Source organism: Enterococcus sp. DIV2384 (assembly GCF_050534975.1).
In the GTDB taxonomy this organism is placed as follows: Bacteria; Bacillota; Bacilli; order Lactobacillales; family Enterococcaceae; genus Enterococcus; species Enterococcus faecalis.
Genome location: NZ_CP172905.1, coordinates 2,069,432 through 2,093,219, shown reverse-complemented (window position 1 = coordinate 2,093,219; position 23,788 = coordinate 2,069,432). Strand labels below are relative to the sequence as shown.

Genomic DNA, 23,788 nt, shown 5'->3' with positions numbered 1-23,788 from the left:
TATCATACCATAACTAAAATAAAAAATTAATTCCTTTTACTTTTTCTTACTATTATTTAAAAAGTCTTTTAGAAAAAGTAGAATAGTGAAGGAAAAAAGAGAATAGACGACTTGTCTTAACAACAAATCGTCCATCGATTTCCATTTTTATTTCGCATCAATATAACTGTATAGCGTATATTTAGAAATATTGAAGAAGTTAGAAACTTTGTCTCCAGATTTAGTGACTAAGAAGGCGCCTTTATTATTTAAAAATTGAATACACTTGATTTTATCGTCCTTCGTCATTAATGGGACCGGCTTACCAACTAATTTGACTGATTCATGAATTAAATCGTCTAACAACTCATTAACATCCTGAGGAATGTAATCAGGGTCTTTATCTTCTTCAGGTTCTGCAGTGGAAATCAAAGATTTTAAGTTCGACTCTGCAGCAATCAATGTAGTGATGTCGTAGTTAATAGCAAAAATACCATCGAGTTGACCATTCTCATCTTTAAAATACATTGTACTAGATTTTAAAATACGACCATCATGGGTGCGGGTCAGATAGTTAATATGATCATTCAACTCACTAGGGTCTTTTTTTAAGGCTTCTAAGACTACTTGAGAAGGTCCATCGCCCAGATGACGAGAAGAGACATGACCATTTTCAATGGAAACAATAGAGTTGTTAATATTGTCTTCATTGATTTGGTGGATAACGACTTCGCAGTTTTCCCCAAATTGACCAGCTAAACCTTTAGCAATTTGTGTTAAAAAAGTAAGTTTTTCGTCGGATAACATAAATAAGCTCCTTTCTAATGTGCCTGGCACAAACAGTTTTTATAAGATTGTGTCAAATTTAACATAATATTTTTAAATGGAATAGGCAGGGCTAAATCCTTTAATGTCGCGTACTACCTGTTCTGAAAAATAATGATAGCATGATAAAAATAATAATACAAGATAACGGCTGTCAAAATTCTAAAAAATATTTTTTAGGTAGCATTGTTTTTTTTAAGGTAAGGTGATATACTTTAATCAAGTTAATGAGTTCGTTAGTAAAAAATGCAAGCGCTTCAAATGCTTTTCGTAGGGGATATAGATTAGCCAAGCTAGTCAAGCTATATTCGTGAATGATTGAGCGATATATTTGTAAGCGTTTGCCGCTTGTGGGGAATAGGTTGAAAAATAGGAGGAGAATACATGTTATTAATTGGAAATGGGCGTTTAATCACTCGGGATGCGCAGAATCATTTTTTTGAAAATGGGTGTGTGGCGATTGATGGTCAAGTTGTGAAACAAGTCGGAACGACAGAAGATTTAAAACAAGCTTATCCAGAAGCGACATTTATTGATGCTAAAGGTGGAGTGATTATGCCAGGCTTTATTAACATGCACAATCATATTTATAGTACCTTTGCACGTGGGTTAAGTTTAACGAATTATCATCCTAAAAATTTCATGGATATTTTGGTAGATCAATGGTGGCGAATTGATCGTGCCTTGACATTAGAAGACACTTATCAAAGTGGTAAGGTTGCTTATTTAGATAGTATTCGCAACGGGGTTACAACTGTCTTTGATCATCATGCTAGTTACGGAGAAATTACAGGGAGTTTAACCCAATTATCTAATGCAGCGGACGAGTTAGGGATTCGGACCTGCCTTTGTTATGAAGTTTCTGATCGCGATGGTGAGCAGAAAATGCGGGAAGCAGTTCAAGAAAATGCCGCCTTTATTAAAGCCAGTTCCTTAAGAAAGGATGATATGCAAAAAGCGATGATGGGTATGCATGCAGCATTTACTTTATCAGATGCTTCTTTAGAATTATGTGCAGCCAATACGCCAGATGGGATTGGTTATCATATTCATATTGCAGAGGATTTAGCCGATGTTCATGATTCTTTGAAAAAATATGGGAAGCCGATTGTGAACCGATTATTTGATTTAGGAATTTTAGGAAAACAGACAATGGCAGGCCATTGCATCCATATTGGACCTCATGAGATGGAATTACTAAGAGATACAGACACAATGGTGGTCACGAATCCAGAGTCGAATATGGGGAATGCGGTCGGTTGCCCACCTGCGATGCGCATGTTTAATGAGTATGGTATTTTGATGGGTCTTGGCACAGATGGTTATACGAATGATGTGACGGAATCTTATAAGGTGGGAAATGTTATCCACAAGCATCATTTAGCTGATCCAAATGCTGCTTGGGCAGAAATTCCCGCAATGCTGTTTGATAATAATCCGCAAATGGCTAATCGCTATTTTAAAACAAAGCTAGGCGTTTTAGAACCTGATGCAGCAGCAGACGTCATTATTGTTGATTATCATGGCCCGACACCAATGACAAAAGAGAATTATAACATGCACATTTTATTCGGCATGAATGGTGGGATGGTCACTGACACGGTGATTAATGGAGAAATTCGGATGCGTAATCGTGAAGTTCAAGGAATTGATGAAGAGAAAGTTTGGCATGATGCGCAAACGCAAGCACAATCTTTCTGGAAACGAGTAAATCAATAGCTTTCATTATAAATAAAAGGAGTGACGTTAATGAGTGATATTATGCATCCCATCTCAATTGAGGCTTTATTAAATTGGATTTTTAGTGAGTATCAACAAGATGGCACAATTTTTGGCATTCGTAAATTTTATCATGCGGATCCTACAAAAACGATTTCGTTATTTGGAGAAAAAATGGAAACCCCTTGTGGTCCAGCAGCAGGTCCCCATACACAATTAGCACAAAATATTATTGCGGCCTATTTAACAGGTTCTCGTTTTTTTGAAGTTAAGACAGTCCAGATACTGGATGGAGAAGATTTACCAGTGAGTAAACCATGTATCGCAGCAGCGGATGAATGTTACAACGTTGAGTGGTCCACAGAACTGCGTGTTCCCCAAGCTTATGATGAATACGTCAAAGCATGGTTTGTTTTGAAGTTACTTAGTAAAGAGTTCGAGCTAGGTGACCCGAATGGTTTCATTTTTAATATGAGTGTTGGCTATGATTTGGCAGGGATTCAATCACCAAAAATTGATCGTTATATTAACGAAATGCAGAACGCAGAAGGAACGCCGATTTGGGCGGAATGCCAAGCAGCTGCCAAAAAATATCTATCTTCTTTTAAAAAAGTAGATGACTTATATATCGAAGCAATTAGTCCTAAAGTCTGTCATTCTATTACGCTGTCGACTTTACACGGCTGTCCATCAGATGAAATTGAACGAATTGCGGCCTATTTATTAAGTGGAAAAGGGCTCCATTCCTTTATTAAATGTAATCCAACCATGTTAGGTTATGAATATGCGCGTCAAACGATGGATGAGCTAGGGTTTGATTATATGGTTTTTGACGATCACCATTTTAAAGAAGATTTACAATTTGAAGAAGCAGTACCGATGTTACAACGTCTGCAATTATTAGCCAATAGTAAAAATCTAAGCTTCGGAGTTAAAATTACGAACACTTTCCCAGTAACGATTGCAGCAAATGAATTACCTGGTGATGAAATGTACATGTCAGGACGTTCGCTATTTCCTCTTAGTATTTCATTGGCACAAAAATTATCAGAAGCATTTGATGGGAAACTACAAATTTCTTATTCTGGCGGTGCAGATATTTTCAATAGTAAAGAAATATTTGATGCTGGGATTTGGCCAATCACTATGGCAACGACGCTGTTGAAACCTGGTGGCTATCAACGAATGAATCAAGTTGCTAATGTATTGGGCGCAGCAGAATATCCTCAGATGGTTCATGTCAACTTGGATAAATTAGCCCAAGTTGTTGAGAAAGCTAAAACACAAGCGCGTTACCAAAAATCAATTAAATTACCAGAAAGTACCAAACTAAGAAAAACAGTTCCGTTAACAGATTGTTATATTGCTCCTTGTCGAAGTGACGGTGGTTGTCCAATCAATCAGGATATTCCTGCTTACCTTCGTTATGTAAGTGAAGGCAATTATTTAAAGGCCTTGCAAGTAATTGTCGATAAAAATCCATTGCCTTTTATTACTGGAACCATTTGTGCACATCCTTGTATGACTAAATGTACACGTCAATTTTATGAAGAATCTATTCATATTCGGGAAGTGAAGTTAGAAGCAGCTGAACATGCCTATGATGAATTATTGACGACACTAGAAAAGCCACAGCCAAAAGAAAATGCACCTAAAACAGCTGTTGTGGGTGGAGGTCCTGCAGGGATCTCTGCTGGGTATTTATTAGCACGTGAAGGCATGCCTGTTACTGTGTTTGAAAAATCCGAGACAATTGGGGGCGTTTGTAGCCAGATTGTACCAGAATTTCGAATTTCTATGGAATCTGTTCAAAAAGACGTTCAGTTAGCGGAATTTATGGGAGCTGAATTCCGTACAGGACAAGAGGCGCCATCATTGGCAGAATTGAAAAACCAAGGCTATACGAATGTTATTTATGCCATTGGTGCATGGAAACATGGGGTCCTTCGTTTAGAATCTGGGCGAGCATTGAACTCGTTAGAATTTTTAAAAGCAAACCGAGAAAATCCAACGATTAATCCTTACGGGGAACAGATTGTCGTCGTTGGTGGCGGAAATACAGCCATGGACTGTGCTCGTGCAGCCACAACATTGCCTGGTGTTAAAAAAGTCTCAGTGGTTTATCGTCGGAATAAACGCAATATGCCAGCAGATGAAGAAGAACTTTATTTAGCCTTAGAAGATGGTGTTGACTTTTTAGAATTACTTTCGCCAATTAAACATGAAAATCAACAATTAACTTGTGAAAAAATGGTCCTAGGTGAACGAGATGCTTCTGGACGCCGTCGTCCGATTGGTACAGGAGAAATGATTGATATTCCTGCTGATACAGTGATTGCCGCTGTTGGTGAAAAAGTAGATACAGAATTTTACCAAGCATTAGGCATTCACACAGACAACTATGGGAAAGTCGTTTCAAATCAAGAAACATTGGAAACAAATATACCAGGCGTCTATGTCATTGGTGACGCTAATTTAGGACCAGCCACAATTGTTGAAGCAATCGCTGATGCAACCAAAGCGGCCAATAATATTTGTCTTGTCCACAATCATCACTATGAAAAAGATAATTTAAATAGTGATGTCGCATTTGTTAGAAACAAACGGGGTATCCTTGTGACAGACGAGATGTCTTGTAGTCAAGCTAGTCGTTGCTTAGAATGCTCCACAATTTGTGAATCTTGTATGGATGTCTGTCCAAACCGAGCAAATATTGTTGTGTATGTCGAAGGAAAACCACAAATTGTCCATGTTGATCGGATGTGTAACGAATGTGGCAACTGTGAAACATTTTGCCCTTATGCAAGTGCCCCTTACAAAGACAAATTTACCTTATTTAACAGTGAAGCTGATTTTTATGACAGTACTAATTCAGGTTTCTATGTTCAAAATCCTGTGGATAAAATTTGTTTACTGCGTCTATGGGTAACGGTGTCAACGATTCAATTAACAGATCAAGGATTAGATGTACCAGAAGATTTAATCGCATTAATGGTAACTATGATTGAAGAATATGCTTATTGTATGCAAGCATAAAAGGAAATTTACGACTGGGGGATAAATAAATGTCTATTCTGCTCAAAGGTGGAACCGTCGTATCTGCATATAATCGTCGTCAATTGGATATTCGAATTGACGGCGAGCAAATTGTAGAGATGGGGGCAAATTTACCAGTAGAAAATTCTCAGATTGAGGATGTTACGGGGTGTTATGTATTACCAGGCTTTATTGATGCGCACACGCATCTGGAATTAAATAATGGCAAAGGTTCGTTAAGTACGGCGGATAACTTTACTACTGGAAGCCAAGCGGCGGTGGCCAAAGGTACGACTACGGTTATTGATATGGCTACACCTAATAAAGGTGGCTCATTGAAAGACTGTTTAGCTACTTGGAATCAATTGGCTGAAGGCAAGAGTTCATGTGATTATACTTACCATATGTCCATGATTGAATGGAAACCAACGATAGCTGCTGAAATTCAGGAAATGGTTGCTGCAGGTATTACTTCCTTCAAAATGTATATGGCTTATGATAACTTACGGACCACAGATGCGGAAATTTTTGAAGCGATGAAGGAAATAAAAAAAGTTAATGGAATGTTAGGCGTTCATTGTGAAAATGGTGATTTAGTAGATGAATTAATCCAATCATATGTTTCTCAAGGAAAGCTAACCCCGCACTATCATCCGTTATCAAGACCGGCGGCGGTTGAAGCAGAAGCGGTAGCAAGATATTTGATGATAGCGGAAATGGCTGATTTGCCGGTTAATATTGTGCATTTAAGCACAAATCGATCGTTAGAAGCGGTGGAACGGGCTCGTCAAAGAGGACAATCAGTCTATGTAGAAACTTGCCCTCAATATCTTTTACTAGATGATCACTTGTATGATGCGCCTAATTTTGAAGCAGCAAAATATGTCTGCTCACCGCCACTACGCAAACGAGAGGATCAACAGGCTTTGTGGCAAGGGATTAAAGAGGGGGCAATCAATACAATATCGACAGATCACTGTAGTTTTAATTTTCACGGACAAAAAACAGTTGGCAAAGATGATTTTAGTAAAATTCCCAATGGGATGCCAGGTGTTGAAACGAGACCAGAATTAATTTACACGGAAGGTGTGGCGAAGGGCCGAATCACCTTGGAAAAAATGGTTGCTCTGCTTTCTGAAAATATTGCTAAACAATTCTCGATGTATCCACAAAAAGGTGTGGTGCAAGAAGGCAGTGATGCCGATTTAGTTGTTTGGGATCCTAGAACAACCGGCGTGATTGCTGCGAGAACGCAGTTACAAAATGTCGATTATACGCCGTATGAAGGATTTGGAACACAAGGACAGGCTCGAATGGTTTATTTAAGAGGTCAAAAAGTTGCTGAAGCTGGGCAAGTCATCTTGGCAAATCAAGGAAAATTTGTTTTTCGTAAAGCAACTTAAAAATAGAAGGAGGAGAAGTATTTTTGGAAAAAATTAAATGGACAGCAAATGAAATGCCGAAGACGGAGGATAAGTACTTACCTCTGATGTCTAAAGAAAAAATTGAGAAAGCTTTGGCTTTTCACAAAAGTTTTCCACAGTATTCAGAAACACCATTAGCAGAATTGAATCATATGGCCGCTTATCTGGGGTTAAATGATTTCTTTGTTAAAGATGAATCTTATCGCTTTGGTTTAAATGCTTTTAAAGTCTTAGGTGGTTCTTTTGCCATGGCTAACTATATTGCCGAAAAATTAAAGAAAGATGTTTCGGAACTAACATATGATGAATTAACTTCTGATCAATTACGATCAGCTTTTGGACAAGCTACGTTTTTTACAGCAACTGATGGTAACCATGGACGAGGAGTCGCTTGGGCTGCGAATAAATTAGGCCAAAAATCAGTTGTACTCATGCCGAAGGGTTCAACACAGACGAGAAAAGAAAATATTGAAAAAGAAGGCGCAACCGTCACAATTGAAGAAGTTAATTACGATGAATGTGTACGAATGGCTAATAAAATGGCCGAAGAAACTGAAAACGGTGTCATGGTTCAAGACACCGCTTGGGACGGATATGAAAAAATTCCGACTTGGATTATGCAAGGATACGGAACGATGGCGTTAGAAGCCTCTCAACAATTAAGAAAATTTGGCTCTGAACGACCTAGTCATGTTTTTGTTCAAGCTGGTGTCGGCAGTTTAGCTGGTGCGGTGATTGGTTATTTTGCTAATGCTTTTCCAGAAAACCCACCGATTATGGTCGTAGTTGAGGCACAGGCGGCTGACTGTTTATATCAATCAGCAATTAAAAAAGACGGAGAAATTCGCTTTGTCGATGGTGATTTACAGACAATTATGGCTGGCTTAGCATGTGGAGAACCTAATACGATTTCTTTTGATATTCTAAAAAATCATACATCCTTCTTTGTTTCAGCACCAGATTGGGTTTCTGAAAAAGGAATGCGTATGTTGGGCGCGCCATTAAAAGGGGATCCGCAAGTTGTATCAGGCGAATCTGGGGCAGTAGCAATGGGCTTAGTAGCTACAGTGATGCAAGATCCCGACTATCAAGAATTACGTGAGGCATTGCAACTGGATGAGACGTCAAACGTTTTAATGTTTTCTACCGAAGGGGACACTGATCCAGACAATTATAAAAAAATTTTATGGAGGTAAAAGGAATGGATTTTAATGCAGTAAATGCAGCAGCAGAAGGTTACAGAGAAGATATGGTCAAATTTTTAAGAGACCTTGTCAAAATTCCAGGAGAAAGTGCAGAAGAAGGCAACAAAATTGCGCGAGCAAAAGACGAAATGGAAAAATTAGGTTTCGATAAAATTGACATTGATCCTCAAGGGAATTTACTTGGTTATATGGGGTCTGGTGAAAAATTAATTGCTTTTGATGGGCACATGGATACTGTCGGAATTGGTGAAATGAGTAATTGGAAATTTGATCCTTACGATGGCTATGAAACAGAAACTGAGATCGGTGGTCGCGGTACGTCTGACCAAGAAGGCGGGATTGTTTCGGCTATTTATGGCGCTAAAATCATGAAAGATTTAGGTCTATTATCAGAAAAATACACTGCTTTAGTAACAGTTACTGTCCAAGAAGAAGACTGTGACGGTTTATGCTGGCAATACATTATCAAAGAAGACGGTATCCGTCCAGAATTTGTTGTTTCAACAGAGCCAACAGATGGTGGGATTTATCGTGGTCAACGAGGCCGAATGGAAATTAAAGTTGATGTCAAAGGCGTTTCGTGTCATGGCTCAGCACCAGAACGTGGAGATAATGCCATTTACAAAATGGCGGATATCTTACAAGATGTTCGTGCCTTAAACAACAATGGAGATACAGAAAGCACAGCGATTCGTGGTTTAGTTCGTATGTTAGATCCTAAGTACAATCCAGAGTGGCAAGAAGCCCGTTTCTTAGGACGTGGTACGGTGACTGTTTCGCAAATTTTCCATTCTTCACCAAGTCGGTGTGCTGTTGCGGATGGCTGTACCGTTTCACTAGACCGTCGAATGACTGCTGGAGAAACTTGGGAAAGTTGTTTAGAAGAAATTCGCAATTTACCAGCTGTTAAAAAATATGGAGATGATGTGACGGTTTCAATGTACAACTATGATCGTCCTTCTTATACGGATTTAACTTATGAAATTGAATGTTATTTCCCAACGTGGGTAATTCCAGAAAATCATGATGTAACAAAAGCCTTGATGGAAACGCATAAAAATCTCTATGGAGAAACACGGAAAGGCTCTGTAGAAACAGTGGAAATGCGTGAAGAACGCCCATTGTTAGATAAGTGGACCTTCTCAACAAATGGCGTTTCAATTATGGGACGTAATGGTATTCCTTGTATTGGTTTCGGGCCAGGGGCCGAAGCACAAGCACATGCACCAAATGAAAAAACTTGGAAAGATGATTTGGTTCGTTGTGCAGCCGTTTATGCGGCATTACCAACGGTCTATTGTGGTTAAGTAAAGGATTATTAGACAAGAAAAAAGGAGCAGATGGAATGGAAACGTTTAAAGAATATATTGAGAAATTAGATAAATTAGAATTTGAAAAAATGTACGAAAATGACTTTTTCCTAACTTGGGAAAAAACAAGAGATGAATTAGAAGCTGTTTTCACAGTTGCCGATACATTACGCTATTTAAGAGAAAATAATATTTCAACTAAAATCTTTGATAGTGGCTTGGGGATTTCTTTATTCCGCGACAACTCTACAAGAACACGTTTTAGTTTCGCTTCAGCGTGTAATCTTTTGGGCTTAGAAGTTCAAGATTTAGACGAAGGAAAAAGTCAAATTTCTCACGGAGAAACTGTTCGTGAGACAGCAAACATGATTTCTTTTATGGCTGATATCATTGGTATTCGTGATGACATGTACATTGGTAAAGGCAATGCTTACATGCACGAAGTATCAGAATCTGTCCAAGAAGGATATAAAGATGGGGTATTGGAACAGCGCCCAACGTTAGTGAATTTACAATGTGATATTGACCATCCGACGCAAGCAATGGCGGATGCGTTGCATTTAATTCATGAATTTGGTGGCATTGAAAACCTGAAAGGGAAAAAAGTTGCCATGACTTGGGCGTATTCACCATCTTATGGAAAACCATTATCTGTTCCTCAAGGAATTGTTGGTCTAATGACCCGTTTAGGAATGGATGTCGTCTTAGCACATCCAGAAGGTTATGAAATTATGCCAGAAGTAGAAGAAGTTGCGAAGAAAAATGCGGCAGAATTTGGTGGAAACTTTACTAAAACGAATAGTATGGCAGAAGCATTCAAAGATGCGGATGTTGTTTATCCGAAAAGCTGGGCACCTTTTGCGGCAATGGAAAAGCGAACTGAATTATATGGCAATGGTGACCAAGCAGGAATTGATCAATTAGAACAAGAATTACTTTCTCAAAATAAAAAGCACAAAGATTGGGAATGTACAGAAGAATTGATGAAAACAACAAAAGACGGCAAAGCTTTGTATATGCATTGTCTACCAGCTGATATTACTGGCGTTAGTTGTGAAGAAGGCGAAGTGGAAGCTTCTGTTTTCGATCGTTATCGGGTCGAACTTTACAAAGAAGCTAGCTACAAACCGTATGTTATTGCGGCTATGATTTTCTTAAGTAAAGTAAAAAATCCGCAAAAAACCTTAACAGAATTAGCGGATAAAGCGACACCAAGAGAAGTAAAATAATGAATTTGGCATGAAGACAGATGCTTTTTCTTTACACAATGAATCATTAGAAGTTGCCTCTTCAACATGAACAAATAAGACCTTCCCAAGTCTATTCATGAATGTGTGATTGTCTCGAGTCAAGAACGCTTAGTCATGTGCGTTGACTTCATGCAACGACAACAGACAGTTAATACGAAAACTCGTTGTGAAAAAGAAAAAGCATCGTCCTTTTTATAAAACAGAAAATGAGGTGAAGCAATGGGCAAACGCGTCGTAGTAGCTTTAGGTGGCAATGCTTTAGGAAATAATTTGACGGAGCAGATGACTGCCGTAAAACAGACCTCCAAAGCGATTGCAGATTTGATTGAAGCAGGATATGAAGTTATTTTATCTCATGGCAATGGTCCTCAAGTGGGGATGATTCAATTAGCTATGGAAGAATTTTCCTTTAATAATCCACAATATCCAGTTGTTCCGTTATCCATGTGCGTAGCCATGAGTCAAAGTTACATTGGCTATGATTTAGAGAATGCGCTACAAGAAGAGTTGCGTCAACGAAATATAAGTAAAGCCGTCACCACCGTAGTCACTCAAGTGGTCGTGGATGAAAATGATCCGGCGTTCAAAAAACCAACGAAACCAATTGGTCGCTTCATGACAAAAGAAGAAGCAGAACAATTAGTCAAAGAAAAAAATATACAAGTGATGGAAGATGCTGGCCGTGGTTATCGCCAAGTCGTCGCTTCTCCTAAACCAAAAAATATTGTCGAACTTCTCACGATTCAAACATTGGTTGATGCTGGCCAAACAGTCATTGCTGGCGGCGGTGGTGGCATCCCAGTCATTCAAGAAGGGAACCGACTAAAAGGTGTCAATGCAGTCATCGACAAAGATTTTTGTAGTGAACGACTGGCTGAACAAGTGGATGCTGATCTGCTCGTGATTTTAACAGCAGTTGAAAAAGTTTGTATTAATTTTGGTAAAGAAAATCAAGAAGCCTTAGGGAATGTTTCAACAGAAAAAATGAAACAATATGCGCAAGAAGGTCAGTTTGCTCCAGGTTCAATGTTACCAAAAGTTGAAGCAGCGATTAAGTTTGCTGAATCTAAGCCAGGTCGAAAAACATTGATTACGTTATTAGAAAAAGCCAAAGAAGGATTATCTGGAAAAACAGGGACTTTAATTGAAAATAAAGAATCATAGAATGGAGGAAAACGATGACAAACAAAATGATTAATTCTGCACAGGCACCAGCTACTGTAGGACCTTATTCACATTCTGTCTTAGCGGGAAATACGTTGTACATTTCTGGACAACTAGGATTAGATCCGCAATCGGGCGAAATGAAGACTACAGTGGAAGAACAAGCAAAACAAGCTTTTATCAATTTAGGTTCGATTTTAAAAGAGGTCGAGATGACCTATGATAATGTTGTGAAAACAACGGTGTTTTTACAACATATGTCTGATTTTAGCAAAATTAACGAAATCTATGGGAATTACTTTTCAGAAGTTTTGCCTGCACGTTCTTGTGTAGAAGTAGCCAAGTTGCCAAAAGATGGTTTATTTGAAATTGAAGCAGTTGCTGTCAAAGGATAATTTTTAAGATGTTTCTGAGGGAAAAAGGATTGCATTCTTTATTGATTAAGGGGAACAATCCTTTTAGAATAAAAAGAAGAAGGAAACGATCCTATGAATGAAAAAAAAGAGCAAGCATTATTTGAATATGATGCGAAACTATCAATTTCTGAAGCAATTCCGATGGGATTGCAACACGTTGTCGCAGCAGTAGTAGGGATTGTCACACCGGGAATCATGATTGCCAAAGTTTGCCAATTAAGTCCTAGTGATACGACTATTTTGATTCAAACATCATTGATTTTTTCAGCAGTTGCAACGTTAATTCAACTTTTCCCTATTTTTGGAAAAGTGGGTTCACGGTTACCAGTTATGATGGGGGCAAGTTTTGCGTATGTACCGATTTTGATGGCCATCGGAGCTGATTTTGGGATTGCAGCAATTTTTGGTTCCCAATTAGTTGGCAGTATTCTTGTTATTATTGTTGGTTTGTTCATTAAAAAAATCCGTGTGTTGTTTCCGCCTTTAGTAACAGGAACGGTTATTTTAAGCATTGGACTATCCTTGTTTCCTGTTGCGATTAAGTATATGGCAGGAGGAGCTGGTAGTGCTGATTTTGGTTCAGCCCGGAATTGGTTAGTTGCATTATTAACCTTTGCGATTGTCTTTTACTTCAATTATTTTGCAAAAGGATTTTTGAAGTTATCCGCAATTTTAAACGGAATGGTTATTGGCTATTTGATTTCTTTAGCTTTAGGGATGGTTAGTTTTGAGCCAGTTCAAAATGCTAAAATCGTTCAGGTAATTACCCCGTTTCACTTTGGACTGGATTTTCAATTGGTACCAATCTTTACGCTTGTGGTGATGTTTATTGTTGATGCTGTTCAAGCCATCGGTCAATTTACAGCAACAACGGTTGGGGCAATGGATCGGGATGCAACGGATGAAGAATTATCTGGCGGAATTATGGGGAGTGGTTTCACTAACTTTATTGGCAGTTTATTTGGATCAATCCCAGTGGCAACTTTTGGGCAAAATGTTGGTCTGGTTACGGTAACAAAAGTGATTAATAAATATGTTCTGGTTTTCGCTTCAGTTATATTATTAATTGCTGGTTTTGTTCCGAAAGTAGCTGCATTATTAACTACGATTCCTTACGCGGTAATTGGTGGCGCAACGATTTCAGTTTTTGCTTCTATTTCTATGACAGGTATTCGGATGATTGCTTCGCAGGAAATGACTCCTCGAAATACTGGGGTTGTCGGAACAGCTCTAGCATTTGGAATTGGTGTCACATTGTCTACTGGAAGCTTAGCTGGTTTTCCAACTTGGGTAACAACGATTTTCGGTAATTCGGAAGTTATCTTAACCACTTTGGTAGCAGTCCTTTTAAATGTCATTTTAAAACCAAAAAAGCGCGTAGCACTTGAGTGAAGATTGCTTTTTTTGATACGAAAGTGAGTAAGCTTTCGTATCCTTTTTCCCTTACGTTATCTATAAAAAAATGAACGAATAAAGGAGGAGAAGATGTTTACGTATTCCCTAAACTTAAAATTAAAAACAGATCGGAACTTTTTTGGTCCTGGCGTTGTCGAAGTTTTACAAAAAATTCAGCAAACTGGTTCACTAAACTTAGCGGCAAAAGAGATGAAAATGTCTTATAATAAGGCATGGCGGATTGTGCGGGTAGCTGAAGAAGAGCTATCTTTTCCATTAATTATCAAAAGTGTTGGTGGTTGTAATGGTGGCGGGTCAATTGTTACGGACCAAGGAAAAGAATTGATTGATCAATATCTTTTATTTGAGAAAAAAGTGTATCAACAGGTAGAGGCATGCTTTGAAGAAATATTTAAAGAACAGGATGTAGTATCGGAGGAACTGAAATGAGAGAAGTATTTCAGCGTTTGAAACAGGCAATATTGGAAAAGCAAGACACGATGTTATTAACGATTGGTACAAGTTCAGGATCTACACCACGAAGTCAAGGGGCTAGAATGCTGGTTTCCGCCGAAGGTAGAATAGCCGGAACTGTTGGTGGTGGGGCGGTTGAATTTCAGGCTGAACAAGTGGCAAAAAAGCTACTTATTGAGAAAGAAAATGCACAACGTCAATTTATTTTAGCCCCGAATAATATTGCTGATTTAGGTATGGTCTGTGGCGGAAATGTCACGATTTTTTTCCATTATCTTTCATGGGAAACGCCATTTTTAAAAGAGTTGTGTGAGTCCATAGAAACACATTTTCAAAATAATCAACAAGGTTGGTTAATGACTGAACTAGATCAAAACAATTTAGGAAAAGTATCCTTTTATAGTGAAACAGGCGAATTGATTGGTTCCACTTCTTGGGAGGGGGAATTAAGTTTGCTACCTAAAGGTATCCATTGTGTACAAAAAGAGGAAACAACTTTTTTAACAGAAGCGATCCTCCAAGTAGGGAAAGTGTATATTTTTGGAAGTGGACATGTCGCACGCGCATTGGTACCTATTTTAAACTATTTATCGTTTTATTGCGTTGTAGTGGACGATCGTCCAGAATTTTTGACGGCACAAGCTTTTCCACAAGCTGAGGAACTACGAGTTATTCCTTTAGAAAATTTAGCTGCGTTTATTGAAATAACGGCGGACGATTATGGTATAGTAATTACCAGAGGACACAATTTTGATTTCATCGTTGCCAAACAGTTATTGGAAACACCAGCCAAATATATTGGTGTGATGGGGAGCAAACACAAAATTGCTTCACAAGTTCGACGGTTAAAAGAGGTCGGTTATACAATGACTGAAATTGAAAGAATTTTCATGCCAATTGGCTTAGACATTGCAGCCGAAACACCAGAAGAGTTAGCGATTAGCATCGCGGGAGAATTAATTCAACAGCGCTATCAATAATGCGAACCTTTAAATTAAATAAAAAACTTTTTTTGCTAAAAAATAATTTTTAGAACGGAGATTTGTGGTATAATCTAGGTGATTGAACACTAAACTATATCAGAAATCGAGGTGCAAGAAATGTATTCAATTATTGTAAATGGTCAAAGTGAAACCTGTGAAACAAACAAAAAATTAATGGACTTTTTGCGGGAGGATCTGGGCCTAACTGGAACAAAAGATGGCTGTAACCAAGGCTCTTGCGGTGCATGTACGGTGTTAGTAAATGGAAAGGCTTCCAAAGCATGTTTGTTTACTCTAGAAAAATTAGCTGGTAAAGAAGTCACGACAATCGAAGGTTTAAGCCAACGGCAAAAAGATGTCTATGCCTATGCGTTTGCAAAAACGGGTGCAGTTCAGTGCGGGTATTGCATCCCTGGGATGGTTATTTCGGCACAAGGATTATTGAACAAGAAACCCGAACCCACAAAAGAAGACATTCAGAAAGCTATACGAGGAAACATTTGTCGTTGTACAGGATATGTGAAAATAATAGAAGCCATTCAGTTAGCTGCTAAAATGTTTTGTGAAGAAGCGAGCATTCCAGAAGAACATTCAAATGGTAAATTAGGGGAAGACTTCCAACGGGTCGATGCAGTGGAGAAAACCTTAGGAACAGGGATTTATGTAGATGACATTGACATAGAAGGAATGCTTCATGCATCTGCTTTGCGGAGTGCCTATCCTCGCGCAAAAGTTCTATCAATCGATAGTACCCAAGCATTGGCGCATCCTGACTGTGTGGCTGTGTTCACAGCTAAAGACGTTCCAGGAAATAATAAAATTGGTCATTTAGAATTTATTTCCGATTGGGATGTAATGATTCCAGAAGGAGAAATAACACGGTATGTTGGGGATGCAGTAGCACTCGTTGTTTCAAAAAGAAAAGAAACCTTACCAGAGATAAAAAATTTAGTGGAAGTTGATTACGAAGAAATGATACCGCTTACTTCTTGTGAAGCTGCTTTAGCAGAAGGTGCACCAGCTATTCATGAAAAGGGCAATATCTTGTCTCATGAACACTTGGTACGTGGCAATGCAGAGGAAGTGTTAGAAAATTCTGCGTTTGTAGTGACAGAACATTATTCCGTACCAATTAATGAACATGCCTTTATGGAGCCCGAATGTGCGATTGCACAACCTGAAGGTGAGGGCATTTTACTCTTTAGTGCGGGTCAAAGTATCTATGATGAACAACGGGAAGTGGCTCGGATGCTAGGGCTAGACAAGGAAAAAATTCATGTTCAATCAAAACTTGTTGGTGGTGGTTTTGGTGGAAAAGAAGACATGAGTGTTCAGCATCATGCATCCTTAGCCGCTTGGTTATTGAAGAAACCAGTAAAAGTACTGCTAAGCCGTGAAGAAAGTTTGATGGTTCATCCCAAACGCCATGGCATGGAAATGGACTTTACGACCGGCTGTGATGAAGAAGGCAATTTAACTGCAATGAAAGCAGTGATTTATGCGGATACTGGGGCCTATGCTTCTTTAGGAGGACCGGTATTGCAACGGGCTTGTACACATGCGGCAGGTCCCTACAAGTATCAAACGATTGATGTGGAAGGGTTTGCTGTATATACTAATAATCCGCCAGCAGGTGCATTTCGCGGATTTGGTGTTTGCCAAACGGCTTTTGCAATTGAAAGTAATTTAAACTTGTTAGCAGAAAAAGTCGGACTATCACCATGGGAAATACGCTTTAAAAATGCCGTCGCCCCAGGAGATACTTTACCGAATGGACAATTGGTCTCGAAAAATGCAGCGTTAAAAGAAGCCTTGTTAGCGGTTAAAGACGTCTATGAACAAGCGGAAGTTGCTGGAATTTCTAGTTTCTTTAAAAATAGTGGCGTGGGTGTGGGGCTACCTGATACAGGGCGTTGTATTATTTCTGTTGAAGAAGGAAAAATACATGTCCGCACAAGTGCTGCTTGTATCGGTCAAGGGATGGCAACCGTTACGACGCAAATTGCCTGTGAAACATTAAATTTACCACCAGAAATGATTGTTGCGGAAGCCCCTGATACAAGAAGAACACCGAATTCAGGAACGACAACGGCTTCGAGGCAGTCACTCTTCACAGGAGAAGCAACTAGAAGAGCGGCAATGCAATTACGGTATGAGCTTGATATGGGACGTGCTTTAAGCGATTTGGAAGGCGAAGAATTTTATGGGGAATATTCAGCGAAAACGGATCCATTAATTAATGATAAAAAAAGTCCAGTTAGTCATGCTGGTTATGGTTATGCTGCTGAAGTAGCTATTCTAGATGACAAAGGAAAAGTAGCTAAATTTGTGGCTGCGTATGATATGGGGCAAGTGGTGAATCCACGAGCTGCTGAAGGTCAAATTGAAGGTGGGATTGCAATGGGCATGGGGTATGCTTTAACTGAAAAATTTGCCTTAGAAGAAGGCTATGTTAAAGCAAAATATGCAACGCTAGGATTAGTGAACGCCACTCAAGTACCACCAATCGAAACAATTTTGGTTCATGCTGACAATCTTCACGAAGGTTTAGCTTATGGAATTAAAGGCGTAGGTGAGTTAGCAACGATCCCTACCGCACCAGCTTTAGCAGGCGCATATTTTGCCTTGGATGGTCAGCTCCGACCAAGTCTGCCTTTAGAAAATACCCCTTATCAAAAGAAAAAAAGATAAAAGGAGACAACTCATGTCACTCGTTAGTGTCATTATTCTAGCATCGGGCAATTCACAACGGATGGGCCAAAATAAATTGTTCTTAAAATATCAAGGAAAAACATTTTTAGAGCACACGTTAACCTTAGTGAATCAATTAGACGTATTAGAACGGATTTTAGTTGTTTCGCCTGAGAATCAGCCAGCGTTTCCTTTACCTAAGAACATTCAGTTGATTCTCAATCATCAATGGCAAGAAGGACAAAGTAGCAGTATTCGTTTAGGAACCGAACAAGCTCGGGGAGCTGGCTATTTATACTTACCTAGCGATCAACCATTGTTAACACCTAAAATGCTACAACTCGTGTTAGATAAATGTCAGAGAAATAAAATTGTAGTGCCATTACAAAAAGATGGCTGTCCTAGTAGTCCAGTATTATTCGGTAATCAATTTCGACAAGAACTATTAACATTGACTGGTGAAAAAGGCGGACGCATGATTTATGAACGCTTTCCAGAAGCAGTTCAGATGCTGAGAATAGCGACTCCTGGCCGTTTGAAAGATATCGACACGCCAGAAGAGTACCAAAAATTAATTCAAGAAACCAATAGTTAGAGAGGAAAAACGTATGAAGGACTTGGTTTATTTAAATTATGCAGCGACTTCCTATAAAAAATTTCCAGCAACCATTGAGGCTTTGACTGCCTATTTAGCAGAAAATCAGTTCATGAATTACGGAAGAAATGCCCCTTTGCTTAGAGAGGGGCTTGCTCTTTTAGAGACACGTCAATTGTTAGCAGACTTTTTTCAGGCATCCAGTGCGGCTCAGATTACGTTTACGAATAACGCAACAACTTCCTTAAATCTTGCATTAGCGGGGATTTTACAACCTGGCGACCATGTGATTACGACTATGTTAGAACATCATGCAGTAGCCAGACCTCTTCACTTGCTTGAGAAAGAACGAGGCATTTCAGTGACGTATATTGCTTGTCAAAAAACTGGCCTGTTAGATGTAGAAGATATTCAGCGAGCTTGGCGAACGAATACAAAAGCCTTGGTGATGACACACGCATCCAATGTCTTAGGCACCATTTTACCCATTGAAGAATGTTTTCAATGGGCTCAACAGAAAGGATTATTAACCGTTTTGGATGCGGCTCAAACGGCGGGATTTTTACCAATAAAAATGACCCAGATGGCCATTGATGTGTTAGCCTTTACTGGACATAAAAGCTTATATGGATTAGCAGGTATTGGTGGGTTAGCTTTTAGTGAGCGAGGGGCTGAAGCGGTCAAACCATTGATAACGGGCGGTACAGGTAGCCATTCTAATTCCTTTGATCAACCCTCTTTTTTACCAGATAAATTTGAAGCTGGTACGTTAAACAGTTTAGGTATTCTAAGCTTAAATAGTTCTGTTAAAGAGTTGAATAAAATTGGTTTAGCAGCGATTCAAAAGCATGAGCGAACCTTAATGCAGAATTTTTTAAATGGTTTATCAGGGTTACCTGTCACAATTTTAGGAACCAAGGACGTGGCACAAACTGTCCCTGTTGTTTCTATCACACTGTGGAATCAGGAAGAAACAGTAGTGGCACAGCAACTAGCAGAACAATATGGCATTATGACGCGCGCAGGTTTGCATTGTGCACCATTAGCCCATCAAACAGCCGGGACTTTAGCAACTGGCACCTTACGTTTTAGCTTTGGTTGGCAGACAACGCCTGAAGAAATTACTTGGACAATTCACGCTTTACAAGAACTACTAATTTGAGAAGGAGCGGACAGCATGGATTTTTTATCACAATGTACATCAGGTGGCTGCGGGGCAAAAATTGAATCCCGTGTACTGAACCAATTGTTGCAACACTTACCCGAAACACCGGCAAATGAGCGGCTACTCGTCGGATTTGAACATGCCGACGACGCCGCGGTTTACCAAATAACGCCTGAAAAAGCTTTGATTTCAACGGTAGATTTTTTTTCACCAATGGTCAATGATCCGTTATCATTTGGAAAAATTGCGGTCGCTAATGCTTTAAGTGATGTCTATGCCATGGGCGGAACAGTCCTTTATGCGCTAAATCTTGTTTGTTTTCCACAAAAGATGTCAAAAGAATGGTTGGAACAAATGCTCTTGGGTGGCAGTTTAAAATTAAAGGAAGCGGGCGTTTTACTGGCGGGAGGTCATTCGATTTATGACCATGAACCCAAGTATGGCTTAGCGGTAACTGGAGAAGTTCATCCAGAAAATTTGTGGCATAATAATACGCCACAGGTGGGGGATGTCTTGATTTTAACTAAAGCATTAGGTGTAGGAATTATTCAAGCGGCTGTTCGGGGGCAATTGGCGAAGCAGACGGAACAAAAAATCGCACAAGATTCGATGGAACGTTTAAATAAATATGCCGCTGCGAATGCTCGATCTTACGCAGTACATGCTTGTACTGATGTGACTGGGTTTGGTCTATTAATTCATGCAAAAGAAATGGCTGATAATCAGGTAACATTACTGATTGATACAGAAGCGTTACCAACCATTACAGGAGCGTTGGCCTACGCCGGAGAATGTTTAGTCACTGCAGCTGGACAAAGAAACCGCCAAACAATCGGAACGACAATCGATTATTCAAAAATTTCTATGGAAATGCAAGAACTTTTGTTTGATCCACAAACATCTGGCGGACTGTTAATTAGTGTCGCTGCTGACGAAGCGGCAGCCTGTTTAGCAGCTATTCAAAAAGAGGACCCTGTTGCCAAAATTATTGGCGAGGTTCTGCCAAAAGAACAACAAGCAGTAGTACTTTTATAGAGAGAAGGGCCAAATATGAAATTAGTAGATGCGTTGGGAAAACCTTGCCCAATACCTGTGATTGAAACAAAAAAAGCCTTGGCGGAGTTAGGTTTAGCTGGAGGCACTATCGAAGTTTTAGTCGATAACGAAGTAGCTGTTGAAAATTTGAAAAAATTAGCTGCTAAAAAACAGGCCACTTTGACTGCAAAGCAGATAGAAGCCACGGTTTTCTCTGTCAAAATTACGGTACCTGAAGAAGCGACTCAACAAACAAGTCAGTCAGCAACAGATTTAGTAATTACGATTGGCTCCGATCAATTAGGTACTGGAGACGAGCAGCTAGGACGACTATTAATGAAAAGTTATCTTCAATCATTATCAGAAGCAGAAACTGTTCCTACACAGCTATTATTCTTTAATCGAGGGGCGTTTTTAACGAATCAAGCAGCGAATACCTTAGCTGATTTGCAACAATTAGCGGAGAAAGGAACCACGATTAAAACGTGTGGGGCCTGTTTAGATTTTTATCATTTAACAGACACCTTAGCCATCGGCTCTATTACTAATATGTACGAAATTGTTGAAACAATGAATCAAGCGGCTAAAGTAATTACGCTTTAACAAAAAAAGAAGGTGAAAAGATGGAGTATTTGCTAACCTTTCCGAATACACATTATGCTGTTCAGGCGGAACAAGTACTGTTGACAAGAAAGGTGGCTGTTCGCGTCTTTACTTTGCCACCATCATTGACGGATGGCTGTGGGATCGGTTTACTCATTAATGAAGCGGAAATAACTCGCAGTGTATGTTTTTTAGAAGAAGCAAAAGTACGCGTAGCCTCTATTTTTTCTGTGAAAAATGACCTTGGGGAAAGGAGGTACCAACTGTGGAGTCCTTAAAAAAGTGTTTTGATTTACAAGGAAAGGAGATTGTGTCGATTGTTGGTAGTGGTGGGAAAACAAGCTTAATGTGGGCGCTAGCAAAAACATATCGAAAAGAAGCTGTTCTGGTTAGTACAACCACAAAAATTGGGTTTCCCCAACGTCAATTGTATGATTATTTTTATACAAACCATTTTGAAAAAATAACGCCGAATATCTGCGGAATCACTTTAGCAGGAACCGCTATCAACAACCAAACAAAACTAACAATGCCTGCAATGACCTCGTTTCAAACATTGTTTCAGCACTTCACGAAAGTTTTTTTAGAAGCGGATGGGTCCAAACAACGACCTTTGAAAGGCTGGTCCTCTTATGAACCCGTGATATTAAAAGAAACAACCACCACAATTGGTGTGCTTCCGATTTCTGTGATTGGTCAAAAGATAGATGAAACGACCATTCATCGGTTGCCGCTTTTTTTGGAATTAACCGATGCGCAACTACAAGAACCAATCACAGAAACATTGTTAGCTCAACTGATTGCTCATCCAAAAGGATTGTTTAAAGAGAGCCAAGGCCAACGAATTTTATGTTTAAATCAAACCCATACACGAAGAGAGTTCGTTCAAGCGATGAATGTCTGTCTTCAATTACCCAAAAGCTGTTTTGAAAAATTAGACAAGATTATTGCTTGCAATATGGAATTAGAGAAAGGACTTATTTTATGGGAGAAATCAGTCAAAACATCCAAGAAAAATTAGTGATTGTTCGCGGAGGGGGCGATTTAGCGACAGGTGTTATCCAAAAATTATGGCACGTTGGCTTTAAAATACTAGTATTAGAAACAGAATGTCCTCTGGCCATTCGGCGGACTGTTTCAGTTTGTGATGCTATTTTTCAGAAAGAACAAAGAGTGGAAGATTTGGTTGCTGTTCGAATTACTTCATTAAAGGATTGCGCGAAATGTTGGCAGCAAAATAAGCTGCCTGTTTTTGTCGATCAAACAGCAAGTGCTATTCAACAATTGAAACCACTGATTGTTATCGATGCGATTTTGGCTAAGAAAAATTTAGGTACGCATCGAGGAATGGCACCGATTACGATTGCTTTAGGACCAGGCTTTTCAGCACCGCAAGATGTCGATGTTGTGATTGAGACAATGCGTGGCCATAGGTTGGGACGTTTATACTTTGAAGGAACAGCTTTACCTAATACAGGTATTCCAGGTGAAATTGGCGGAAAAAGTGCGGAACGAGTTGTCCATGCCCCTGCTTCAGGACAAGTTACCCACCTTAAAAACATAGGGGATCTCGTGTTGAAAGGGGAAGCATTATTCTTTATCGATCAGGTTCCAGTTTATTCACCTCTGACAGGGACTTTGAGAGGATTGATTTCAGAAAAGGTAACATGTTGTCAAGGGTTGAAGTGTGCAGATGTAGATCCTCGACCAGTTGAGAAAGTCGATTGCTTGACGATCTCCGACAAAGCTCGTGCATTAGGGGGAGCGGTTTTAGAAGCAATTTTTATGATTGGAAGAAGGAAAAACGTTTTATAAAAAAGAACCTAAATAATATTTTTTTTACCTTAAAAATATTGTTAAAAAGGTTTGGAATGTGGTATAGTAAAGACGTAGTAAAAAATACTCTATCTCGAAAGGGGAAGAGTACATACTTATTTAGATTAGTTTGTGAATAAAATCATTTGTAAAAGTTATTTTTTTAGGAATTAATGTAAGGGGTTACAATTGCATTTGAATGCATTGAAATATTTAGGAAAAAGAAAGGAAATGAATGAAGATGGCACTAGTAAAAATTGTTTATGCAAGTATGACTGGAAACACAGAAGAAATTTCCGAGATTTTGGAAGAACAGTTTCAAGAAGCTGGAGTTGAAGTAGAACGTGAAGAGTGTTCAGAAGTTGATGTAGACTTCTTTGATGATGCAGATGCTTGTATTATCGCAACGTATACTTATGGTGATGGGGAACTGCCTTTTGAATTTGAAGATTTCTTTGATGAATTAACTGAAAAGGATTTAACAGGTAAGCCATTTGGCGTTGTTGGTTCCGGTGATCGTGAATATGGTGAATTTTTCTGTAAATCAGCGCATGATTTTGTAGGAGCTTTTGAAAAAGCTGGTGCTAAAAAAGTAGCTGAAACAGTTGAAATTGAAAACAATGCAGAAGAAGAAGACATCGAAATGCTAAAAACATTTGTTAAAAGTGTTGCCACAACTTTATCTGATAGCGTTACCTAAAGGT

At 39.1% G+C, this 23,788-nt stretch carries 21 protein-coding genes; 20 read left to right on the top strand and 1 reads right to left on the bottom strand.

Going from position 1 to position 23,788, the window contains the following annotated elements:
* Nucleotides 1–147 precede the first annotated feature (147 nt).
* Entirely contained in the window at nucleotides 148–786 is a 639-nt protein-coding gene (locus IGK54_RS09995; protein WP_002381503.1) for a helix-turn-helix transcriptional regulator, read from the bottom strand.
* Nucleotides 787–1,188: 402 nt separating this feature from the next.
* Here IGK54_RS09995 and ssnA point away from each other — a divergent pair, with 402 nt between their 5' ends.
* From ssnA to IGK54_RS09895, 20 genes are all read left to right on the top strand, one after another.
* On the top strand, nucleotides 1,189–2,523 hold the full coding sequence (gene ssnA / locus IGK54_RS09990; protein ID WP_048737938.1) for a putative aminohydrolase SsnA: 1,335 nt from the start codon (nucleotides 1,189–1,191) through the stop codon (nucleotides 2,521–2,523).
* A 30-nt stretch (nucleotides 2,524–2,553) separates the two neighbouring features.
* Nucleotides 2,554–5,559, top strand: a complete 3,006-nt coding sequence (gene ygfK, locus IGK54_RS09985) for a putative selenate reductase subunit YgfK (protein ID WP_430602950.1) — start codon at nucleotides 2,554–2,556, stop codon at nucleotides 5,557–5,559.
* A 29-nt stretch (nucleotides 5,560–5,588) separates the two neighbouring features.
* The gene (gene hydA, locus IGK54_RS09980; protein ID WP_142957427.1) at nucleotides 5,589–6,962 is read left to right on the top strand and encodes a dihydropyrimidinase; all 1,374 of its coding nucleotides are present in this window, start codon (nucleotides 5,589–5,591) and stop codon (nucleotides 6,960–6,962) included.
* Nucleotides 6,963–6,985: 23 nt separating this feature from the next.
* A complete protein-coding gene (gene dpaL / locus IGK54_RS09975; RefSeq protein ID WP_002356589.1) occupies nucleotides 6,986–8,179 on the top strand; it encodes a diaminopropionate ammonia-lyase in 1,194 nt (397 codons plus the stop codon).
* On the top strand, nucleotides 8,170–9,495 hold the full coding sequence (locus tag IGK54_RS09970) for a YgeY family selenium metabolism-linked hydrolase (RefSeq protein WP_192456020.1): 1,326 nt from the start codon (nucleotides 8,170–8,172) through the stop codon (nucleotides 9,493–9,495). Before dpaL ends, IGK54_RS09970 begins: the two co-directional genes overlap by 10 nt.
* Before the next feature lie 38 nt (nucleotides 9,496–9,533).
* Complete coding sequence (ygeW, locus tag IGK54_RS09965) at nucleotides 9,534–10,727, top strand: knotted carbamoyltransferase YgeW (protein WP_002379712.1); 1,194 nt, start codon at nucleotides 9,534–9,536, stop codon at nucleotides 10,725–10,727.
* 240 nt (nucleotides 10,728–10,967) lie between these two features.
* Nucleotides 10,968–11,912, top strand: a complete 945-nt coding sequence (gene arcC / locus IGK54_RS09960) for a carbamate kinase (protein WP_002367131.1) — start codon at nucleotides 10,968–10,970, stop codon at nucleotides 11,910–11,912.
* 14 nt (nucleotides 11,913–11,926) lie between these two features.
* Nucleotides 11,927–12,307: a RidA family protein gene (locus IGK54_RS09955; RefSeq protein WP_002379711.1), complete on the top strand. Its 381-nt coding sequence runs from the start codon at nucleotides 11,927–11,929 to the stop codon at nucleotides 12,305–12,307.
* Nucleotides 12,308–12,400: 93 nt separating this feature from the next.
* Nucleotides 12,401–13,720, top strand: coding sequence for a nucleobase:cation symporter-2 family protein (locus IGK54_RS09950; RefSeq protein WP_002356594.1), 1,320 nt, complete (start codon nucleotides 12,401–12,403; stop codon nucleotides 13,718–13,720).
* Nucleotides 13,721–13,813: 93 nt separating this feature from the next.
* The gene (locus tag IGK54_RS09945; protein WP_002356595.1) at nucleotides 13,814–14,173 is read left to right on the top strand and encodes a winged helix-turn-helix domain-containing protein; all 360 of its coding nucleotides are present in this window, start codon (nucleotides 13,814–13,816) and stop codon (nucleotides 14,171–14,173) included.
* A complete protein-coding gene (locus tag IGK54_RS09940; RefSeq protein ID WP_002378593.1) occupies nucleotides 14,170–15,177 on the top strand; it encodes an XdhC family protein in 1,008 nt (335 codons plus the stop codon). The genes IGK54_RS09945 and IGK54_RS09940 overlap by 4 nt, the downstream gene beginning before the upstream one ends.
* 120 nt (nucleotides 15,178–15,297) lie before the next feature.
* Complete coding sequence (xdh, locus tag IGK54_RS09935) at nucleotides 15,298–17,871, top strand: selenium-dependent xanthine dehydrogenase (protein WP_002356597.1); 2,574 nt, start codon at nucleotides 15,298–15,300, stop codon at nucleotides 17,869–17,871.
* Between the two features lie 13 nt (nucleotides 17,872–17,884).
* Nucleotides 17,885–18,466 (top strand): molybdenum cofactor cytidylyltransferase, encoded by a 582-nt coding sequence (mocA, locus tag IGK54_RS09930; protein WP_002362242.1) that lies wholly within the window; start codon nucleotides 17,885–17,887, stop codon nucleotides 18,464–18,466.
* A 13-nt stretch (nucleotides 18,467–18,479) separates the two neighbouring features.
* A complete protein-coding gene (gene sclA / locus IGK54_RS09925; RefSeq protein WP_430602948.1) occupies nucleotides 18,480–19,628 on the top strand; it encodes a selenocysteine lyase SclA in 1,149 nt (382 codons plus the stop codon).
* A 15-nt stretch (nucleotides 19,629–19,643) separates the two neighbouring features.
* Entirely contained in the window at nucleotides 19,644–20,666 is a 1,023-nt protein-coding gene (gene selD / locus IGK54_RS09920) for a selenide, water dikinase SelD (RefSeq protein WP_002379708.1), read from the top strand.
* A 15-nt stretch (nucleotides 20,667–20,681) separates the two neighbouring features.
* Complete coding sequence (gene yedF / locus IGK54_RS09915) at nucleotides 20,682–21,269, top strand: sulfurtransferase-like selenium metabolism protein YedF (RefSeq protein WP_002374269.1); 588 nt, start codon at nucleotides 20,682–20,684, stop codon at nucleotides 21,267–21,269.
* Between the two features lie 20 nt (nucleotides 21,270–21,289).
* A complete protein-coding gene (locus IGK54_RS09910; protein ID WP_002362598.1) occupies nucleotides 21,290–21,547 on the top strand; it encodes a DUF3343 domain-containing protein in 258 nt (85 codons plus the stop codon).
* The gene (gene yqeC / locus IGK54_RS09905; RefSeq protein WP_002384172.1) at nucleotides 21,535–22,290 is read left to right on the top strand and encodes a selenium cofactor biosynthesis protein YqeC; all 756 of its coding nucleotides are present in this window, start codon (nucleotides 21,535–21,537) and stop codon (nucleotides 22,288–22,290) included. The genes IGK54_RS09910 and yqeC overlap by 13 nt, the downstream gene beginning before the upstream one ends.
* Nucleotides 22,254–23,084, top strand: coding sequence for a selenium-dependent molybdenum cofactor biosynthesis protein YqeB (gene yqeB / locus IGK54_RS09900; RefSeq protein WP_185938119.1), 831 nt, complete (start codon nucleotides 22,254–22,256; stop codon nucleotides 23,082–23,084). The genes yqeC and yqeB overlap by 37 nt, the downstream gene beginning before the upstream one ends.
* Nucleotides 23,085–23,319: 235 nt before the next feature.
* Nucleotides 23,320–23,784, top strand: coding sequence for a flavodoxin (locus IGK54_RS09895; protein WP_185938117.1), 465 nt, complete (start codon nucleotides 23,320–23,322; stop codon nucleotides 23,782–23,784).
* Nucleotides 23,785–23,788 lie beyond the last annotated feature (4 nt).

What these genes read in the sequence shown, in the direction of transcription:
- IGK54_RS09995 (WP_002381503.1), bottom strand. Translation starts at nt 786, where the DNA reads ATGTTATCCGACGAAAAACTTACTTTTTTAACACAAATTGCTAAAGGT.
- ssnA (WP_048737938.1), top strand. Translation starts at nt 1,189, where the DNA reads ATGTTATTAATTGGAAATGGGCGTTTAATCACTCGGGATGCGCAGAAT.
- ygfK (WP_430602950.1), top strand. Translation starts at nt 2,554, where the DNA reads ATGAGTGATATTATGCATCCCATCTCAATTGAGGCTTTATTAAATTGG.
- hydA (WP_142957427.1), top strand. Translation starts at nt 5,589, where the DNA reads ATGTCTATTCTGCTCAAAGGTGGAACCGTCGTATCTGCATATAATCGT.
- IGK54_RS09970 (WP_192456020.1), top strand. Translation starts at nt 8,170, where the DNA reads ATGGAGGTAAAAGGAATGGATTTTAATGCAGTAAATGCAGCAGCAGAA.
- ygeW (WP_002379712.1), top strand. Translation starts at nt 9,534, where the DNA reads ATGGAAACGTTTAAAGAATATATTGAGAAATTAGATAAATTAGAATTT.
- arcC (WP_002367131.1), top strand. Translation starts at nt 10,968, where the DNA reads ATGGGCAAACGCGTCGTAGTAGCTTTAGGTGGCAATGCTTTAGGAAAT.
- IGK54_RS09955 (WP_002379711.1), top strand. Translation starts at nt 11,927, where the DNA reads ATGACAAACAAAATGATTAATTCTGCACAGGCACCAGCTACTGTAGGA.
- IGK54_RS09950 (WP_002356594.1), top strand. Translation starts at nt 12,401, where the DNA reads ATGAATGAAAAAAAAGAGCAAGCATTATTTGAATATGATGCGAAACTA.
- IGK54_RS09945 (WP_002356595.1), top strand. Translation starts at nt 13,814, where the DNA reads ATGTTTACGTATTCCCTAAACTTAAAATTAAAAACAGATCGGAACTTT.
- IGK54_RS09940 (WP_002378593.1), top strand. Translation starts at nt 14,170, where the DNA reads ATGAGAGAAGTATTTCAGCGTTTGAAACAGGCAATATTGGAAAAGCAA.
- xdh (WP_002356597.1), top strand. Translation starts at nt 15,298, where the DNA reads ATGTATTCAATTATTGTAAATGGTCAAAGTGAAACCTGTGAAACAAAC.
- mocA (WP_002362242.1), top strand. Translation starts at nt 17,885, where the DNA reads ATGTCACTCGTTAGTGTCATTATTCTAGCATCGGGCAATTCACAACGG.
- sclA (WP_430602948.1), top strand. Translation starts at nt 18,480, where the DNA reads ATGAAGGACTTGGTTTATTTAAATTATGCAGCGACTTCCTATAAAAAA.
- selD (WP_002379708.1), top strand. Translation starts at nt 19,644, where the DNA reads ATGGATTTTTTATCACAATGTACATCAGGTGGCTGCGGGGCAAAAATT.
- yedF (WP_002374269.1), top strand. Translation starts at nt 20,682, where the DNA reads ATGAAATTAGTAGATGCGTTGGGAAAACCTTGCCCAATACCTGTGATT.
- IGK54_RS09910 (WP_002362598.1), top strand. Translation starts at nt 21,290, where the DNA reads ATGGAGTATTTGCTAACCTTTCCGAATACACATTATGCTGTTCAGGCG.
- yqeB (WP_185938119.1), top strand. Translation starts at nt 22,254, where the DNA reads ATGGGAGAAATCAGTCAAAACATCCAAGAAAAATTAGTGATTGTTCGC.
- IGK54_RS09895 (WP_185938117.1), top strand. Translation starts at nt 23,320, where the DNA reads ATGAAGATGGCACTAGTAAAAATTGTTTATGCAAGTATGACTGGAAAC.